Annotated in this window: 15 protein-coding genes; 3 read left to right on the top strand and 12 right to left on the bottom strand. The window is 41.6% G+C overall.

What is annotated here, in order from left to right:
• Positions 1 to 76: 76 nt before the first annotated feature.
• The 8 genes from dnaK to gpr form a co-directional block, all read right to left on the bottom strand.
• Positions 77 to 1,915 (bottom strand): molecular chaperone DnaK, encoded by a 1,839-nt coding sequence (gene dnaK, locus JJ692_RS09360; RefSeq protein WP_024423034.1) that lies wholly within the window; start codon positions 1,913 to 1,915, stop codon positions 77 to 79.
• Positions 1,916 to 1,939: 24 nt separating this feature from the next.
• Positions 1,940 to 2,497 (bottom strand): nucleotide exchange factor GrpE, encoded by a 558-nt coding sequence (gene grpE / locus JJ692_RS09355; RefSeq protein WP_206534445.1) that lies wholly within the window; start codon positions 2,495 to 2,497, stop codon positions 1,940 to 1,942.
• 63 nt (positions 2,498 to 2,560) lie between these two features.
• Positions 2,561 to 3,592 carry a heat-inducible transcriptional repressor HrcA gene (gene hrcA, locus JJ692_RS09350; protein WP_003217350.1) on the bottom strand — a complete coding sequence of 344 codons (1,032 nt, stop codon included), beginning with the start codon at positions 3,590 to 3,592 and terminating at the stop codon, positions 2,561 to 2,563.
• An 81-nt stretch (positions 3,593 to 3,673) separates the two neighbouring features.
• Positions 3,674 to 4,813, bottom strand: a complete 1,140-nt coding sequence (gene hemW, locus JJ692_RS09345; protein ID WP_206534444.1) for a radical SAM family heme chaperone HemW — start codon at positions 4,811 to 4,813, stop codon at positions 3,674 to 3,676.
• A gap of 114 nt (positions 4,814 to 4,927) precedes the next feature.
• Positions 4,928 to 6,766 (bottom strand): translation elongation factor 4, encoded by a 1,839-nt coding sequence (lepA, locus tag JJ692_RS09340; protein ID WP_024423038.1) that lies wholly within the window; start codon positions 6,764 to 6,766, stop codon positions 4,928 to 4,930.
• Between the two features lie 141 nt (positions 6,767 to 6,907).
• The gene (locus JJ692_RS09335) at positions 6,908 to 7,240 is read right to left on the bottom strand and encodes a YqxA family protein (protein ID WP_044332136.1); all 333 of its coding nucleotides are present in this window, start codon (positions 7,238 to 7,240) and stop codon (positions 6,908 to 6,910) included.
• Between the two features lie 13 nt (positions 7,241 to 7,253).
• A complete protein-coding gene (locus tag JJ692_RS09330; RefSeq protein ID WP_206534443.1) occupies positions 7,254 to 8,462 on the bottom strand; it encodes a stage II sporulation protein P in 1,209 nt (402 codons plus the stop codon).
• 66 nt (positions 8,463 to 8,528) lie between these two features.
• A complete protein-coding gene (gpr, locus tag JJ692_RS09325) occupies positions 8,529 to 9,644 on the bottom strand; it encodes a GPR endopeptidase (RefSeq protein ID WP_024423041.1) in 1,116 nt (371 codons plus the stop codon).
• Positions 9,645 to 9,842: 198 nt separating this feature from the next.
• Between gpr and rpsT the strand changes: the two genes are divergently transcribed.
• Positions 9,843 to 10,109, top strand: a complete 267-nt coding sequence (gene rpsT, locus JJ692_RS09320) for a 30S ribosomal protein S20 (protein WP_024423042.1) — start codon at positions 9,843 to 9,845, stop codon at positions 10,107 to 10,109.
• Positions 10,110 to 10,243: 134 nt separating this feature from the next.
• Here the strand turns inward: rpsT and holA are convergent, their stop codons facing one another.
• Complete coding sequence (gene holA / locus JJ692_RS09315; protein WP_206534442.1) at positions 10,244 to 11,263, bottom strand: DNA polymerase III subunit delta; 1,020 nt, start codon at positions 11,261 to 11,263, stop codon at positions 10,244 to 10,246.
• Between the two features lie 236 nt (positions 11,264 to 11,499).
• Here holA and JJ692_RS09310 point away from each other — a divergent pair, with 236 nt between their 5' ends.
• Entirely contained in the window at positions 11,500 to 11,634 is a 135-nt protein-coding gene (locus JJ692_RS09310) for a YqzM family protein (RefSeq protein WP_012010638.1), read from the top strand.
• Positions 11,635 to 11,673: 39 nt separating this feature from the next.
• Here the strand turns inward: JJ692_RS09310 and JJ692_RS09305 are convergent, their stop codons facing one another.
• From JJ692_RS09305 to JJ692_RS09295, 3 genes are all read right to left on the bottom strand, one after another.
• On the bottom strand, positions 11,674 to 14,001 hold the full coding sequence (locus JJ692_RS09305) for a DNA internalization-related competence protein ComEC/Rec2 (protein WP_206534462.1): 2,328 nt from the start codon (positions 13,999 to 14,001) through the stop codon (positions 11,674 to 11,676).
• Positions 13,994 to 14,563 (bottom strand): ComE operon protein 2, encoded by a 570-nt coding sequence (locus tag JJ692_RS09300; RefSeq protein ID WP_024423045.1) that lies wholly within the window; start codon positions 14,561 to 14,563, stop codon positions 13,994 to 13,996. The genes JJ692_RS09305 and JJ692_RS09300 overlap by 8 nt, the downstream gene beginning before the upstream one ends.
• A 65-nt stretch (positions 14,564 to 14,628) precedes the next feature.
• Positions 14,629 to 15,258 (bottom strand): helix-hairpin-helix domain-containing protein, encoded by a 630-nt coding sequence (locus tag JJ692_RS09295; protein ID WP_185853694.1) that lies wholly within the window; start codon positions 15,256 to 15,258, stop codon positions 14,629 to 14,631.
• 90 nt (positions 15,259 to 15,348) lie between these two features.
• Between JJ692_RS09295 and comER the strand changes: the two genes are divergently transcribed.
• Positions 15,349 to 16,197 (top strand): late competence protein ComER, encoded by an 849-nt coding sequence (gene comER / locus JJ692_RS09290; RefSeq protein ID WP_024423047.1) that lies wholly within the window; start codon positions 15,349 to 15,351, stop codon positions 16,195 to 16,197.
• The last annotated feature ends 48 nt before the right edge of the window (positions 16,198 to 16,245 follow it).

The following is a 16,245-nucleotide window of genomic DNA, read 5'->3' as shown; positions in this document are numbered from 1 at the left end:
AAGTCAAAGCCAAGAGATCCTGACTTTGACTTTCTGACGAGTACGTTTCAGCAGTCTTTTTCAAAAGTAAAGGTGATTATTTTTTCTCTTGATCGTCGTTTACTTCTTCGTATTCTGCATCCACTACATTGTCATCTGCTTTTTGAGCACCTTCAGCGCCTTCTTGCTGAGCTTGTGCTTGTTTTGCAGCTTCTTCATAGAGCTTTGTCGTTAATTCTTGAACGATTGTTTGCAGCTCATCTTTTTTCGCTTTGATGTCTTCAAACTCGCCTTTTTCGATCGCAGCTTTTAGCGCATCTTTCGCGTCGTTTGCTTTTTTCACTTGCTCTTCATCGATTTTGCCTTCTAGATCTTTTAATGTTTTTTCAGTTGTAAACACTAATTGATCTGCTTCGTTGCGCACTTCGATTTCTTCTTTTTTCTTCGCATCTGCTTCAGCATTTTCTTCTGCTTCTTTGACCATTTTTTCGATCTCATCATCAGAAAGACCTGAAGAAGATTTGATTGTGATGTTTTGCTCTTTGCCTGTACCCATATCTTTCGCACGTACGTTGACAATACCGTTTTTATCGATATCAAAAGATACTTCGATTTGCGGTACGCCGCGTGGTGCTGGCGGGATATCAGTCAATTGGAAGCGGCCTAATGTTTTGTTATCTGCAGCCATTGGGCGCTCACCTTGCAGGACATGGATATCTACAGCTGTTTGGTTGTCAGCAGCTGTTGAGAATACTTGAGATTTACTTGTTGGAATTGTTGTATTGCGTTCAATCAGCTTCGTGAATACGCCGCCCATTGTTTCAATTCCTAAAGAAAGTGGTGTTACGTCAAGAAGAACAACGTCTTTGACATCCCCTGTGATCACTCCACCTTGGATCGCTGCACCAAGTGCAACTACTTCATCAGGGTTTACACCTTTATGAGGCTCTTTGCCTGTTTCTTTTTTGATTGCTTCTTGTACTGCAGGAATACGAGTTGATCCACCTACAAGGATGACTTTATCAATCTCGCTAGCAGATAAACCAGCATCTTTCAGTGCTTGACGTACAGGTGTCATTGTACGCTCTACAAGATCTGCAGAAAGCTCTTCGAATTTAGCACGTGTTAACGTTAATTCAAGGTGAAGAGGTCCTGCTTCTCCAGCTGTGATAAATGGCAGTGAGATTTGTGTAGAAGATACACCAGAAAGATCTTTTTTCGCTTTTTCAGCAGCATCTTTTAAACGCTGAAGCGCCATTTTATCTTTAGAAAGATCAATGCCATTTTCTTTTTTGAATTCAGCCACTAGGTGATCAATGATGACTTGGTCAAAATCGTCTCCACCTAGACGGTTGTCCCCAGCAGTTGAGCGCACTTCAAAGACGCCGTCTCCAAGCTCAAGGATCGATACGTCAAATGTACCGCCGCCAAGGTCGTATACAAGAATCGTTTGATCTTCTTCTGTTTTATCTAAACCATACGCAAGTGCAGCTGCTGTTGGTTCGTTGATGATACGTTCTACTTCAAGACCAGCAATTTTACCAGCATCTTTCGTTGCTTGACGTTCTGCATCGTTGAAGTAAGCAGGAACTGTGATAACAGCTTTTGTTACTTCTTCGCCAAGATAGCCTTCAGCGTAAGATTTAAGGTGCTGAAGAATAATCGCAGAGATTTCCTGCGGTGTATAGTTCTTGCCTTCAACTTCTACTTTATAATCAGTACCCATATGTCTTTTAACAGACATGATCGTGTTCGGGTTTGTAATTGATTGACGTTTTGCTACTTCACCTACTTGGCGCTCTCCGTTTTTAAAAGCGACAACAGATGGTGTTGTACGTGCTCCTTCAGCGTTAGCAATGACTTTTGGCTCGCCGCCTTCAAGTACTGCAACACATGAGTTTGTTGTTCCTAAGTCAATCCCAATGATTTTACTCATATTCGATGACCTCCCATTATGTAGTTATTGATTTACTTTTACCATTGATGGACGAATAACTCGGTCTTTGAGTTTATAGCCCTTTTGCAATTCTTCTACAACGATATTTGAATCGTAGTTTTCGTCTTCAACTTGCATGACGGCTTGATGAAGGTTTGGATCGAACTCTTTGCCGACAGCTTCAATTGGTTCAACGCCTTCATTTTTCAACGCTTCTACCAGCTGGCGGTAAACCATTTGCATTCCTTCTAACAAACTTTTCGTCTGCTCATTGTCTGGATCAATTCCAAGCGCTCTTTCAAAGTTATCAAGAGCTGGGAGAAGATCACTGACAACATGTTGAGAACGATATTTTTGCACGGTCTCCACTTCAGTTCGAGCACGGCGTTTATAGTTTTCAAAATCTGCTTGAACACGCAGAATTTTGTTTTCTTTTTCATCTAGAAGCTGCTGCAATTCATCGATTTTTTCTTGGAAGGCAGACTGTTCATCATGTGTTACTTCCTCAGAATCTGCTTGAACTGCTTCTTCTTGTGCTTCAACCTCTGCTTCTTGCTCAGGTGTCTGTTTTTCTTCTGACATTGTGTTCACCTCCCTCAAAAGATTCATAAATACAAAGGGGCTGTGCCCCTATCTTTTATCACCCTACTCATCATACAAATTGGAAAGTGCGTTTGACAAGTCTTTTGATACATGATGCAAGAGACTGACAACCCTGCCATAATCCATACGGGTAGGACCAATGACAGCAATGGAGCCGAGTGATTTTTGATCAATCGAATAAGTGGCTGTGATTAAGCTGCAGTTCTCCATCGCTTCCAAATTGTTTTCTGAACCGATTTTAATGGTGATTCCTTGCTGATTTGGATGAAACAGCTGCATGACATCATTCTTTTGCTCAATAAGCATCATGAGTGAACGGATGCGGTCAATGTCATGAAACTCCGGCTGATTCAACATATTAATCTTCCCGCCAAAGAAAAGTTTTGATTCATTTTGAGTCGATGTAAATGTATTGCCGAGCGCATCTAAAATATGATCATAATCTTTTAAATGCGTACGAAGAAGCATCACAACTTCTTTATACATTCTGTCCTTCAGCTGATCCATCGGGACTCCGGCTAGGCGGCTGTTTAAAATATTCATCAGCTTCTCAATATCGGAGACATCGAGATGCTCAGAGAAGGTAATGGTTTTGTTTTCAACATGTCCGCTGTCTGTAATCATGATCGCCACTGCTTTGTTTGGCTGAACAGGGACAAGCTGAATTTGCTTTAATCGATTTTCACTTAGCTTTGGACCAAGCACAATCGATGTATAGTTTGTGAGATCTGATAAAATTTCCGCCGATTTTTGAACTGTCTTTTCCAGCTCAAAAATTTTCTCCTGAAAAGCCGACTGGATGAGCACAAGCTCTTTAGACGACAGTTTTCGCGGAGAGAGCAAATGATCTACATAATAACGATATCCTTTTTCGGAAGGAATTCTTCCTGATGAAGAATGGGTCTTTTCAATAAAACCAAGTTCCTCCAAATCAGCCATTTCGTTTCTAATCGTCGCAGAGCTGAATGTAATGTCTTCTTTTTTAGAAAGAGTCCTTGATCCAACTGGCTGCGCCGAACGAATAAAGTCATTAATGATGACTTGCAGAATCAAAAGCTGACGATTTGTTAACATCATCATCACCCCTGTTAGCACTCTCTTTCAACGAGTGCTAATTGTATAAACAAAATTACCAAACTCAAATTAAAATGTCAATTATAACTCACCGAGAAACGCTTGAAATACTTCATTGCCTAACAATTTGCCTTTTCTTGTTAAACGTATCCCCTTGTCATCTTTTACAATGAGGCCTTTTTCTTCTAAATCTTCAAGAACAGTGGAAAAAAGTGCTTCTGGTGCAGCACCATATTTTGCTTGGAAATCAGCGCTTTTCACCCCTTCGATTTTTCGAAGACCTAAAAACATTTCTTCTTCTATTTGCTCTGCTTTTGTGACCTGATGTGTTTCCTTATACGGGAAACCTGTTTGGTCAATCAGCTCCAAATAATGTTTCACCGGCCCTGCGTTCACATTTCGGATGCCATCTACATACCCGTGTGCGCCTGCACCAAAACCGAAGTAATCTTCATTGCTCCAATAGGTCAGGTTATGCTGGCTTTCAAAGCCAGGTTTGGCGTAATTGCTAATTTCGTACTGCTTTAATCCATGGCGCTCCATTTCATCCATCACAAGCTCATACATTTCAGCCTCACGTTCTTGCGGCGGTAAATGAAGTTTTCCTTTTTGCATTAAGTTGTAAAAAACGGTTTTCGGCTCGACGATGAGTGAGTAAACCGAATAATGCTCTGCCCCCAGCAAGAAAGCCGTCTCAAGTGAATTCATCACATGATGCTTTTCTTGATGCGGCAAGCCAAACATGAGATCGAGGCTAATATTGTCAAATCCAACCGCTCTAGCTCGCTCAAAGGATGTAAGGACATCCTTCTTTTGATGAACTCGTCCAATTTTCTTGAGCAAATCGTCTTCAAAAGTTTGAACGCCAAAGCTCAGCCGATTCACGCCGGCTGCTTTAAGCACATGCAACTTCTCAAGCGATAATTCATCTGGGTTTGCTTCTACTGCAAATTCAATCAGATTTTTTGTCGGCTTTAATACGCTGTGAATGCTGTTCATGAGCTTGTCTAGCTGACTGACAGTCAGTGATGTCGGGGTTCCCCCGCCAATAAAAATTGTCTTTAGTTCCTGCTCGCCTTTTTGCTCGATCGTGTGCTGCATCTCTTTCTCAAGAGCCGCTAAGTATTCGTCGACTGGCTGCGTTTTGATGAAAAATTTATTGAAATCACAATAGTGGCAAATATGCTCACAAAATGGAATGTGAATGTATGCTGCTTTCATTAGATGACACCTTCTTTACAGGTAAAGAGCCGCAGTTTATCGCTGCGGCGTCTTTGTTTGTTATCGACTATAAACGTCAAGGCAGACATTGTAAAGCAGGTAGCCTTGAGGATGTTATTTTTTTGGTGTGCTGTCGTCCATCTTCAGCACAGCCATAAATGCTTCTTGCGGGACTTCAACAGAGCCCACTTGCTTCATGCGCTTTTTCCCTTCTTTTTGCTTCTCAAGAAGCTTTCTTTTCCGGGAAATGTCTCCACCATAACATTTAGCAAGTACGTTTTTACGCATCGCTTTAATGGTGGAACGTGCAACGATTTTTTGACCGATTGCTGCTTGAACCGGCACTTCAAAGTGCTGGCGTGGAATCAATTCTTTTAGCTTTTCTACGATGATCTTGCCTCGTTCATATGCATAATCGCGGTGAACAATAAAGGAAAGGGCATCGATTTTTTCTCCATTCAGCATGATATCCATCTTCACCAGCGTCGAAGGACGATAGCCAATCAGCTCATAATCAAAGGACGCATAGCCTTTTGTGTTGGACTTTAGCTGATCAAAGAATTCGTATACGATCTCTGCCAAAGGAATTTCGTACACAATGCTCACCCGGTTCGCATCAAGATACTGCATATCAATGAAATTCCCGCGCTTTCCTTGGCAAAGCTCCATCACAGAGCCTACATAGTCATTCGGCACCATCATTGTTGCTTTTACATATGGTTCTTCAATTCGCTCAATCTTTTGCGGATCAGGCAGATTGGACGGGTTATCTACGACAATTTTTTCTCCATCTGTCATATATACATCATAAATAACACTTGGCGCTGTCGTAATCAGATCAATTTTAAATTCACGTTCAATCCGTTCCTGGATGATTTCCATATGAAGCATTCCAAGGAAGCCGCAGCGGAAACCGAAGCCAAGTGCTTGGGATGTCTCTGCCTCATATTGAAGTGAAGAATCATTTAATTCAAGCTTTTCTAACGCTTCACGTAAGTCGTTGTATTTCGCTGTATCAATTGGATAAAGTCCGCAGTATACCATTGGGTTTAGCTTTCTGTATCCTGGAAGTGCTTCTTTCGCAGGGTTTTCCGCGCTTGTGATCGTATCCCCTACACGTGTATCACCGACATTTTTAATCGCAGCGGTTAAGTAGCCAACATCTCCAACGGTGAGTTCGTCTGTTGGCATGGCTTTTGGTGTGAAAACGCCAACTTCAAGTACTTCAAATTCTTTCCCCGTCGCCATCATTTTAATTTTCTGACCAGGTCTGACGGTTCCTTCGACAATTCGTATGTACGCAATAACGCCGCGATACGCATCGTAAAGAGAATCAAAAATAAGGGCTTGAAGTGGTGCTTCTGGATCTCCAGCGGGAGCCGGCACCTTTTCAACGATTTGTTCTAAAATATCCTCGATTCCAATACCCGCCTTAGCAGAGGTGAGAACAGCTTCAGACGCATCCAACCCGATGACATCCTCAATTTCTTCTCTTACACGCTCAGGCTCTGCACTTGGCAGATCGATTTTGTTGATAATCGGAAGAATTTCTAAGTTGTTATCAAGAGCTAAATAAACGTTCGCAAGTGTCTGTGCTTCAATTCCTTGTGCTGCATCTACTACAAGAATCGCACCCTCACAGGCAGCTAGGCTTCGAGATACCTCATAGGTGAAGTCGACATGCCCTGGTGTATCAATCAGGTGCATGATATATTCTTCCCCATCCTTCGCCTTATACTTCAGCTGGACAGAGTTTAATTTAATCGTTATGCCGCGTTCACGCTCTAAATCCATGGAATCAAGCAATTGTTCTTTCATTTCCCGTTGAGTAATCGCCGCTGTTTTTTCCAAAATACGGTCTGCCAATGTGGATTTCCCATGGTCAATATGGGCGATAATGGAGAAATTTCGAATTCTTGATTGCCGCTCTAATCGTTTTTCTTTATCTGTCACAATCTATCACTCCTACTATAAAACGCGGGTTGCGCTAGGTTAGATTATATCAATAGGGCTGTAAAGATTCAATCGAAATCAAGAAAAGCCGCTTATCGGTCAGCGGCTTTGATCAAAAGGGTGATATCTCATGAAATTCGTTTATTTCCCATTCACCCAATTATAAAGAGAACGGGCTGCATGTGTCATGCCATCAGACAGGGCTTTTCCTGCCTTGGAAAAGGCATTAAAGCCCTCTATTTCCTCCAGCTGTTTTTGTTTTTCGGCAAGATCCTTTTCTGTAACAGCCGTTCCTAAGATAGAAGCTTCCTTCTCTTCATTGTCGTTCATTTGAATGGAGAAAGCTCCTTTTAATTGCGGATCATGGTAGCCCTTCATTTGCAGCATGCCATTATTCGCTTGCTGCATTCCTAAAAAGACACCAAACAGCAAGACCAATCCTAAAATAATGGTTTTTCCAATAAATGAGCCCATCCCCGTCACCACCTTAAGAGCGTTTTTTCTCATCCTTTGCTTTGCCGTCCACCTTTTCCGCGTCCCAGAAAATGTCGCTGAATACATCAGCTGCAGCATTGGATGCATTTCTTAATTCTTCCATATTATTATCTACTCCACCAAATTCTAAAAGAAGGGCTTTGTCGGATAAATCTTGATTATAGATTCCATTATCGCCAATTTCTCCTTTGGCAAACACACCGACACTAAGACCTTTATATTTTTTCTCCATCAAATGATGGAACTCTGTCGCAAGCTTTAAGTTTTTCTCATAGCTTTGATTCTTCTTCCCAACAACAAACGCAATTCTCGCATATTTCTTCCCTTTGATTTCGACAGTCGTATCTTTCTTTCTTCTTGAGTCCCGGTGAATATCAATTAAATAATCGAGGTCATCATTTTTCGCTAAGGCTTCTTTCACGACCAATCTTGATTCATTATAAGACTGCGGATATTTTAATCCTTTTTTCACCAGTCTTTTTTCAATTTCCGTTTTGTCGACTGTATTGCCGATTCCTTGCTGATCAAGCGCCTTTCCAAACATGTCGCCAACAAGGGTGACATTCACTTTTGAGTGCCGTGCATTATTTGGATTCGTTTCTCCTTTTAAAAATGGTAAATATGATTCCGTATTATGTGTGTGATAAATGTACACAGCTTTTCGTTTTCCTGTTGACCGGTCCGGTTCTTTGGCAGGCTTTTTCGGCGCATCATCATCGAGCTTGTCCAGCTCAGCCAAATTTGCTTCTTTTTCATCTTGGATCACTTCACTAGGCGGCGGCGATTCCATTGGCATATTGGTATAGTCTGTTCCTTCACCCGCTAAGATGATTTTTGTATCAAAATGTTCAAAGCCTGGGAGCTCTCTTCCTAGGAAACTGCGCGGGTCTTCTAAATTAATACTGGTTGCAAGCTTCAGTGACAGCCCAGAGAAATGAAATCCTTTTTGAGCTTCTGGAACTGCTGAGGCGAAATATTGGTTTTCCATGCCCATTAATGTGGCAAAAAATGCGCCAGAGAGCTCATCTGCTACACCATATAACGAGGCTTGCGGCCTCAGCTCGGGTTTTAAAGAGGTCAAAGCCCCTGACATCACAAATACCACAACAAGAGAGGCAATAAATAAGAAGATGCTTTTTACTACTTTCGTTCCATTAATCGCAACGACCAACTGTCGAGGACGGCGGGGTCTTTTTTTCATGATTTACTCCCTCCAGCACGCTTTCTAGTAATTACACTATGAGCGAGCTAGAGAAAGTAGAACCGATTAATGATTATATGAACCCATATTATCTTGCGTGATTTTTTGATGAAGCGCTGTGTTTAATCCGTTGGCAAGTACGTTTGCCATATCATCAATGAATGTATCGACTTCCTTAGGCGTGACCATTAAATTTTGCCCCAGGGGCGCAAGCACTTCGTGGATCAACTGCCTTTTTTCTTCTTCAGGAAGGGTTCCTACGATGCCTAAGAATGACTGACGCGTTTCTTCATCTGGCAAGTCTTCTTCGTTAAGTACTTTTTTCTTCCCGAATGTCAAACCAGCCGGCACAAGAGAGCGGGATGGTCTATCATCTTTTAGTTCTCTACCAAAATGCTTTAAGACATAATCAATTGTGTCACTAGCAATCGTTACTGCATCCACCACTGTCGGAACGCCAATCGCAATCACTGGAATGCCCAATGTTTCTTTGCTTAATTCTTTTCGCTTATTCCCTACACCAGAGCCGGGATGGATACCTGTATCAGAAATTTGAATGGTTGTATTCACTCGTTCTACCGCTCGAGCAGCAAGGGCATCGACAGCAATGACAAAATCAGGCTTAGACCGCTCGATCACGCCTTGGATAATGTCACTTGTTTCAATACCGGTCAGTCCCATCACCCCTGGAGACAAAGAGGAAACCGGGCGATAGCCTTCCTGAACATTTTCCGGCTGTAATTCAAAGAGATGGCGGGTCACAAGCAGGTTTTCAACTGTGAGAGGACCTAGTGCATCTGGCGTAACATTCCAGTTTCCCAGCCCTACTACAAGGCAACTCGCATCAGCCTGAATGCCTCGGTCTTTTAAAAACTGAGCAAAATGATGGGCAAAGACTTCAACGACTTTTTCTTGCATCTCAGAGTCTTTCTCCCGAATGCCTTGTGCCTCAAACGTCAAGTATGTCCCTGCCTTTTTGCCGGTCAGCTCCTCCCCTTCTTTCGTGATTTCCACAGTACGTATGCGGATGCCTTGCTCTTCTTTTTCCTTTTCGACAATCCCTTGGATCCCGTCCTTTTTGACGACATTCGGATCGTTCTCTTGTTCTAGTATCTCTTTTGTTTCAACAGCGAGGTCTGTCCGGATTTGATAAACGCTTAAATCGAGTTTCTGTTTCTCCATAAAAAGACTCCTTCCACCAAGTAATTAACAGTAGTCTTTCCATCTCTTGAAAGAAACATTCGAGCACGTCATCAATGAAAAATACTTTACATTTATATTGCATTCTAAAGGTGTGTTTGATAGAATACAATTTGTTCTATTGTGAAGATTTAACCTTAAGACAATTGTGTTTAGGTTGTATCTTAGGAGGTGAAACACATGCCAAATATTAAATCAGCGATCAAACGTACAAAAACGAATAACGAACGCCGTGCACATAACGTAACAATCAAGTCTGCGATGCGTACTGCGATTAAACAAGTTGAAGTTTCTGTAGCTAACAACGATGCTGAGCAAGCAAAAGCTGCTCTTGCTTCTGCTGCAAAACGCATTGACAAAGCCGTTAAAACTGGTCTTGTACACAAAAACGCAGCTGCGCGTTACAAATCAAGACTTGCTAAACAAGTAAACGGACTTTCTGCATAATGCTTGCAACGCCTCAGTGATGAGGCACCTGTTTAACTGTACGTCCGTCCTGACCGGCCGAGCCTTAAGGACAGACTGGCAATTATACATCTAAACAAAAACGACCCTCTTTTTAGAAGGTCGTTTTTTTATATTCAAGCGCCTAACAAACGAAGCAGGAACAATTCTAACAGCAGCTGCTTGTCCTTTTTACCCGTTTTCATTTCGTAATCAATCGTTGAAAGCTCTTTGACGATCTGCTTGAGTTCTTCTTCTGAAAACAGTCTTGCCTGATCCATCGCAAGTTTGACCCGGAATGGATGGACTTTTAGATTTGAAGCAATTTGTTTTTGTCCATAGCCTTGCTGAGCGAAGTACTTCGTCTGCAAAATCAATCGAAATTGAGTTGAAATGAGTGCTAATATTTTAATGGGTTCCTCATTTTGCTTCAGCAGGTCATAAAACATCTGCATGGTCTCAGAGCGGCGTCTGTTTACAATTTGATTAATCAGCTCGAAAATATTTTGCTCTAAGCTTCTTGCAACGAGCTGATTGACATCCGCTAACTCAATTTCCTCCCGCTCTCCAATATATGTACTTAGCTTCCGAACCTCTTGGAATAGAGAGGAGAGGCTCCCGCCGCATAGCATCACAAGCTGCTCAGCCGCTTTAGATGTAATCGTCTTTCCTTCTGTCTTCACCAGTGTGATGGTGAAATCAGTTGTTTCTTTTGGGTTTAACTCTTTCGCCTCAACGACAGCAGCTTTCTTTTTTAGCAATTTGGTGATTTTTTTACGCTCATCCAGCTTTTCATATGGTGCCAATAACACGAGAATGGTATAGGGCGCTGGCTTTTCTAAATAAGCTTCTAATACAGAAAGCTCATGCTCAATCTTTTCCTTTTTCTTTTCAGCTGTAAGAAAATAAGGATTCTTGATCACGACGAGACGTCTTTCTCCCATAAACGGAAATGTTTCTGCATCCGTTACAGCCTGTTCAAGCGGTACTTCTTCCATATCGAAGACGGAGTAATTAAAATCCTTCGTTTCTTCGTCTACTACAGCTTGTCTCAATTTAGCAGCGGTTTCTTGCAGTAAATATGTTTCTTTCCCATATAAGCAATAAACGGGATGGATATCCCCTCGTTTTAAATTGTTCCACACATCAAAGACCATCAATTGAATCCCTCTCTTTCACTTCCTCTTCTATCCTAAAGTGTGTGAAGACATTAGTAAAGAGGAAGCTGAAAGTGCCGCCTCCTCATTTATAGTAAACGTCCGGCGCAAGCTCCCGGGTCAGCCTGCTGTCAGACGATATTCATAAAATGATCATAAAATGGAAAACGGTTACTTTACCTTCTAGCAATTCCAAATGAGTTCAAGTATACTAAAATTAGCCAGGAGGGATGAAAATGAATGAATTTGAAAAAAATGTTCAAAGCAAGCGGAATGATGTGACCGACTCAGCCGTTGGTTTTATCGTCACATTCGGATTTTTCGCCTCAATGTTTATTTTGGCAACCATTATACACCTCGTTGGATCTTAACTTCATGAAGGTTACATGACTGCCGTTTTGGCAGTTTTTTTATTGAGTTTGTAAGATATCATATGGAGGGTGTGTGTAAAACGTTCCTTCCTCATTGAGAAATTCATATGTCACGCTCCCGTTGATATCTGTACGATACACCTTCATTTGCTGGTCCTTTAATTTCTTCAAAACTTCCTGATGTGGATGCTGATAACGATTGCGTTCACCTGCTGAAATGAGTGCATGTGAGGGCTTGAGATGTTGAAGCCATTCTTCGCTTGTTGACCCTTTACTCCCGTGATGTCCAACCTTTAAGATATCTGCCCGCAGATGAGGAAAGGCTTCTATAATGTCTCGCTCCCCTTCTTGTTCAAGGTCTCCAGTGAGCATAAACCGCTTCCCGCCTAGAGTAAATGTCAAAACGAGTGAATCATTATTCTTACTTGTCACTTGATCACGCGATGGATGAAGAACTTCAAATATTTGCTCTCCAATCTGAAGCTGATCTCCTCTCTCTAATTCATCAATCATGATCCCTTGATCAGCTGCTTCTTTTAACAGCTCCGCATCCTCTGGACTCCGTGCAAAGCCTTTCGGAATAGCCAGCCGCTTTACTTTATTTCGTTTGATTAAACGAGCTGCTTCTCCCATATGATCTTGATCCGCATGTGTAAGAATAAGAACATCAAGTTTTGCTATACCTTTAGAATGCAGAAACGGGATCAGCGTTTGATCACCGATCGAAGACACTTTACGCCTTTTTTTCCACGGTTCTTCTTCAAAAGAAAGTCTGCCTCCTGTATCCACAAGCAGGTGCCCCTTTCGATAGGGCAGCTGAATAAACAAACTATCCCCCTGTCCTACATCCAGCATCGTCACTTCCCCTTTTTCGAAAAAATTCGGGGTGAAATAGTGTGCACTCAAGACACCAATAAGAAAAAGGATCGGCAGTGCATAGGATTTCACAGAAGTTTTGCACTCCATCACAAATAACAGAACAATTAAGGCGCTTACCTCAAGAAGAATATGCCACCAAGCAGACTTCATAAAAATCAAGTTGAATTCATCAAAAACAGCCATATAGGCTGACAATTGATGACTAAGCTGAATCACCGAATCAAGCAGTTGAAACAATGTTTGTCCAAGCGGAAGATAAATGGTAGTGAGAATAAAAAAGAGTAAGGATAGCGGCATAACGACCGTCGTATATAAAGGAACAAATATCATGTTCAAAGGTACGCTCAGTAAAGAGAATTGGTGAAAATGATATAAAAGAACAGGAAGTGAAGCAAGCTGTGCAATAAAGGAAATCAGGAATAATTGCATGACTGAACTTTTTGCTTTTGATAAAATCCTAGTCGATAACAAAATAAAAAACGTGACCGCGAATGAAAGCTGAAATCCGATATCAAATAAATAAAGAGGATGAATTGCTAATAAGAGTAAAAACGTTGCACTTAATACCACAGCAGAAGGCTGTTTCATTTCTTTTGGCAGACTTGTCATCACTAAATAGATTCCTGCCATGAGGCAAGCTCTTAAAACAGATGGTGCAGCACCTGTCAAACAAGCATAAATAGGAAGAAAGCATAATAGAAGAATACGTGCTGTCTCTCTTGTCACGCCCGCACGAAGGAGACACCAAAATAAACATGCAAGAAGCGTTTGTACATGCAATCCTGAGATCGCTAGTAAATGAATAATGCCAAGCATTTGATAATCTCTTAATGTGTCAGGGTCTATCAACTCACGATCGCCAAAAATAAGTGCCTGTACAATGCCAACAGAGTGTTTAGGCACATGATCTTCTAAAAATTTCAAACCCTTTTGCCTTATCACTTGAAGATAATAGGAAGAACTGTCTGTTTTTGTACAGTTTTTGATCGACTGTGGCAGAAAAATGGCGTCAATGCCTTTTGATTTTAAAAATTGATCATATTGAAACCCGTTAGGAATGGTTGCGTGCTTTGCTGGACGAACATCACCTGTCATGTGACAGCTCATACCAGGTTCTACCTCTTTTAATGCCTCCTTTTCACGCTCTGTTTGAATTGTATACAAAGTGGCTAGTTGTTCATGGTCTGTTGAAACAGTCGCTGAAAAACGATTACCATCTGTTTTCGGAATACTTTCAATCACAACGGAACCAGATAGGAATTTTTCCAGTACGGGTTGATCTGTTTCAAGAGACTCATGAATCATATAAATGAGTATATAGACAGCACCGCATAGGCTGACCATTAAAAAGAGCTGAGGCATTTTTTTCAGTAGGCTGAGAAGTAATATGATGAGAAGAAAGAGAAGGAAATACATATGAAGATGATATGCAGCCAGAGCAATTCCAACAGCTGCTGAAATTGCCCCAAACGGCAAATATTTAAACATAGGAAGTAAATAATTGATTCGCCTTCTCATGCATATCGCGAATTTCTGTTTCGCTAAGTCCTGATTCACTCAGCTTCCCAATTAAATCTGCAACAAAGGCCAATTTTTCTTGATTTTTTAAGTCGATGATCATTTCATCTAATTCAACTTGCTCTGTTTGAACACCCGCCTGCTCGAATAAATCAATCGCATATGGATGATTTTTATAATCCTTTGCATAGTACACTGTTCGTATGCCCGCTTGAATGATGGCTTTACAGCACTGTAAACAAGGAAAATGTGTGACATATATTTCAGCATCAGCTGTAGGTGCACCAAATTTGGCACATTGTAAAATAGCATTCATTTCCGCATGGATGGTGCGAACACAGTGATGATCAATGACATAGCACCCTACATCCGCACAATGAACATCACCGGCAATGGAGCCATTATACCCCCCTGCAATGATGCGCTTGTCCCTTACGATGGTCGCCCCAACAGCTAACCGCTCACAGGTGCTTCGTAAAGCAAGCAAATGGCTTTGTGCCATAAAATATTGATTCCATGAAATTCTTTCCACGAGCTGATCCCTCCAGAATGATGGTTGATATTAAGTGTACATGCCTTTCTTCTCTACCGTCAATTCTACTTCACGGTCAATTGACTTTTCAGTCGTTCAATCGTCTTTTCCCCAAAACCTGAAATGTTTCGCAAGTCTTCAATTTGTTGAAATTCTCCGTGTTCCTCTCTATACGAAATGATGGCTTCGGCTTTAGCTGGTCCTATGCCGTTAATGGTTTGCAATTCGGCTGCATCGGCCTGATTGACATTCACACCCTCACTCTTTTCAACGCCCGTTGATGCGTCAGCTGATGCTGTTTGCGTTTCTCTTTCCGCTTCCCCCTGCTTCCGAACATAAATCATCATACTATCCTCTAATTTAGCTGCTTGGTTGATTTCAATCGAGTCTGCTTTGCTGGTAAAGCCTCCTGCCCTTTGAATCGCTTCCTCTACCCGAGCATCAGATTGAAACGTATAAACACCTGGCTTCCTTACAGCTCCTTTGACCTCTACAAAAATCGTCGATGGCTCTTTTTCTGTCTTTTCTTGTTTGTCTTCTAATGTGACTTGTATGTCTTTATTTTCCTTCAATACACTTGGCTCTCTGCTGTCCTCTCCTTTTCCAGTGAAAAAGAAGAAACTGAAGATGATCACGACTATGAGTCCAGCGGCGATATAAAGACTGTATTTTTTTAATGAAATGAGTCGTTTCACTTACTCACGCTTCTTTCAATCATATTTTTCTACTGCTCAACATACTGTTTAGAAGATAACAGATCCTATGCGTCTAAGGAGGGAGAACGTTTGAATATAGGGTTAATCGGTACAGGAAACATGGGTACCATACTTACTGAGGCATTTATTGAATCAAAGGCAGTCAATCCCTCATCAATTACCATTACAAACCGAACCATTGAAAAAGCGTTCAATATAAAAAAGAACCATCCAGAGCTTGAAGTAACGAAACAGCTTTCAGGGGCTGTCACGAATAAAGATTTCATTTTTGTTTGTGTCAAACCACTTGATATTTATCCACTTTTAAAAGAGCTGAGCCCTCTTTTAACGGAGCAGCAAACCATTGTCATCATTACAAGTCCGGTTCATCCTGAACAGCTTCAGGATATCGTTCCTTGTCAAACAGCCAGGCTGATTCCAAGCATTACAAACCGCGCTTTATCAGGCGCATCACTTTTAACTTTTGGTTCATCATGCAATGCCGCGACGAAAACTGCGTTAAGACAGTTAGCTTCGTGCATTTCAACACCTATCGAGATCCATCATTCAATTACTAGAGCGGCTTCCGATATTGTCAGCTGCGGACCTGCTTTTATCAGTTTTCTCGTTCAGAAAATGATTGAAGCAGCCGTAGAAGAAACGGATATTTCCAAAGAAGAAGCCACCACCTTATCAGAGGATATGCTTGTTGGTCTTGGCCGTTTGATTGAAAAAAGAGTCTATACCCTTCCGACACTGCAAGACAAAGTATGTGTGAAAGGCGGCGTCACTGGTGAAGGCATTAAAGCACTTGAAGCAGGTGTGCAAGATATGTTTCACCGTCTCTTTCAAAATACCCATGAAAAATTCGATGAAGATCTAGAAGCAGTTGCGCATCAATATCCGCCAAGTGTGTTCACTGATGATCGCAGAAATTAATCATCTTTGCAACAAGCGAAAAAAGGGTTTTAAAAAACCATCGTTCTA

Origin of the sequence: Bacillus sp. 3a, from assembly GCF_017161885.1 — a bacterium.
Classification (GTDB): domain Bacteria; phylum Bacillota; class Bacilli; order Bacillales; family Bacillaceae; genus Bacillus; species Bacillus safensis.
Note: the sequence above shows the minus strand (reverse complement) of the source record. Positions and strands in the feature narration are given on the sequence as shown.

Excerpts from the sequence above, each read along its gene's own strand:
- dnaK (WP_024423034.1), bottom strand. The coding sequence starts at position 1,915 with ATGAGTAAAATCATTGGGATTGACTTAGGAACAACAAACTCATGTGTT.
- grpE (WP_206534445.1), bottom strand. The coding sequence starts at position 2,497 with ATGTCAGAAGAAAAACAGACACCTGAGCAAGAAGCAGAGGTTGAAGCA.
- hrcA (WP_003217350.1), bottom strand. The coding sequence starts at position 3,592 with ATGTTAACAAATCGTCAGCTTTTGATTCTGCAAGTCATCATTAATGAC.
- hemW (WP_206534444.1), bottom strand. The coding sequence starts at position 4,813 with ATGAAAGCAGCATACATTCACATTCCATTTTGTGAGCATATTTGCCAC.
- JJ692_RS09335 (WP_044332136.1), bottom strand. The coding sequence starts at position 7,240 with ATGGGCTCATTTATTGGAAAAACCATTATTTTAGGATTGGTCTTGCTG.
- JJ692_RS09330 (WP_206534443.1), bottom strand. The coding sequence starts at position 8,462 with ATGAAAAAAAGACCCCGCCGTCCTCGACAGTTGGTCGTTGCGATTAAT.
- gpr (WP_024423041.1), bottom strand. The coding sequence starts at position 9,644 with ATGGAGAAACAGAAACTCGATTTAAGCGTTTATCAAATCCGGACAGAC.
- rpsT (WP_024423042.1), top strand. The coding sequence starts at position 9,843 with ATGCCAAATATTAAATCAGCGATCAAACGTACAAAAACGAATAACGAA.
- holA (WP_206534442.1), bottom strand. The coding sequence starts at position 11,263 with ATGGTCTTTGATGTGTGGAACAATTTAAAACGAGGGGATATCCATCCC.
- JJ692_RS09310 (WP_012010638.1), top strand. The coding sequence starts at position 11,500 with ATGAATGAATTTGAAAAAAATGTTCAAAGCAAGCGGAATGATGTGACC.
- JJ692_RS09305 (WP_206534462.1), bottom strand. The coding sequence starts at position 14,001 with ATGTTTAAATATTTGCCGTTTGGGGCAATTTCAGCAGCTGTTGGAATT.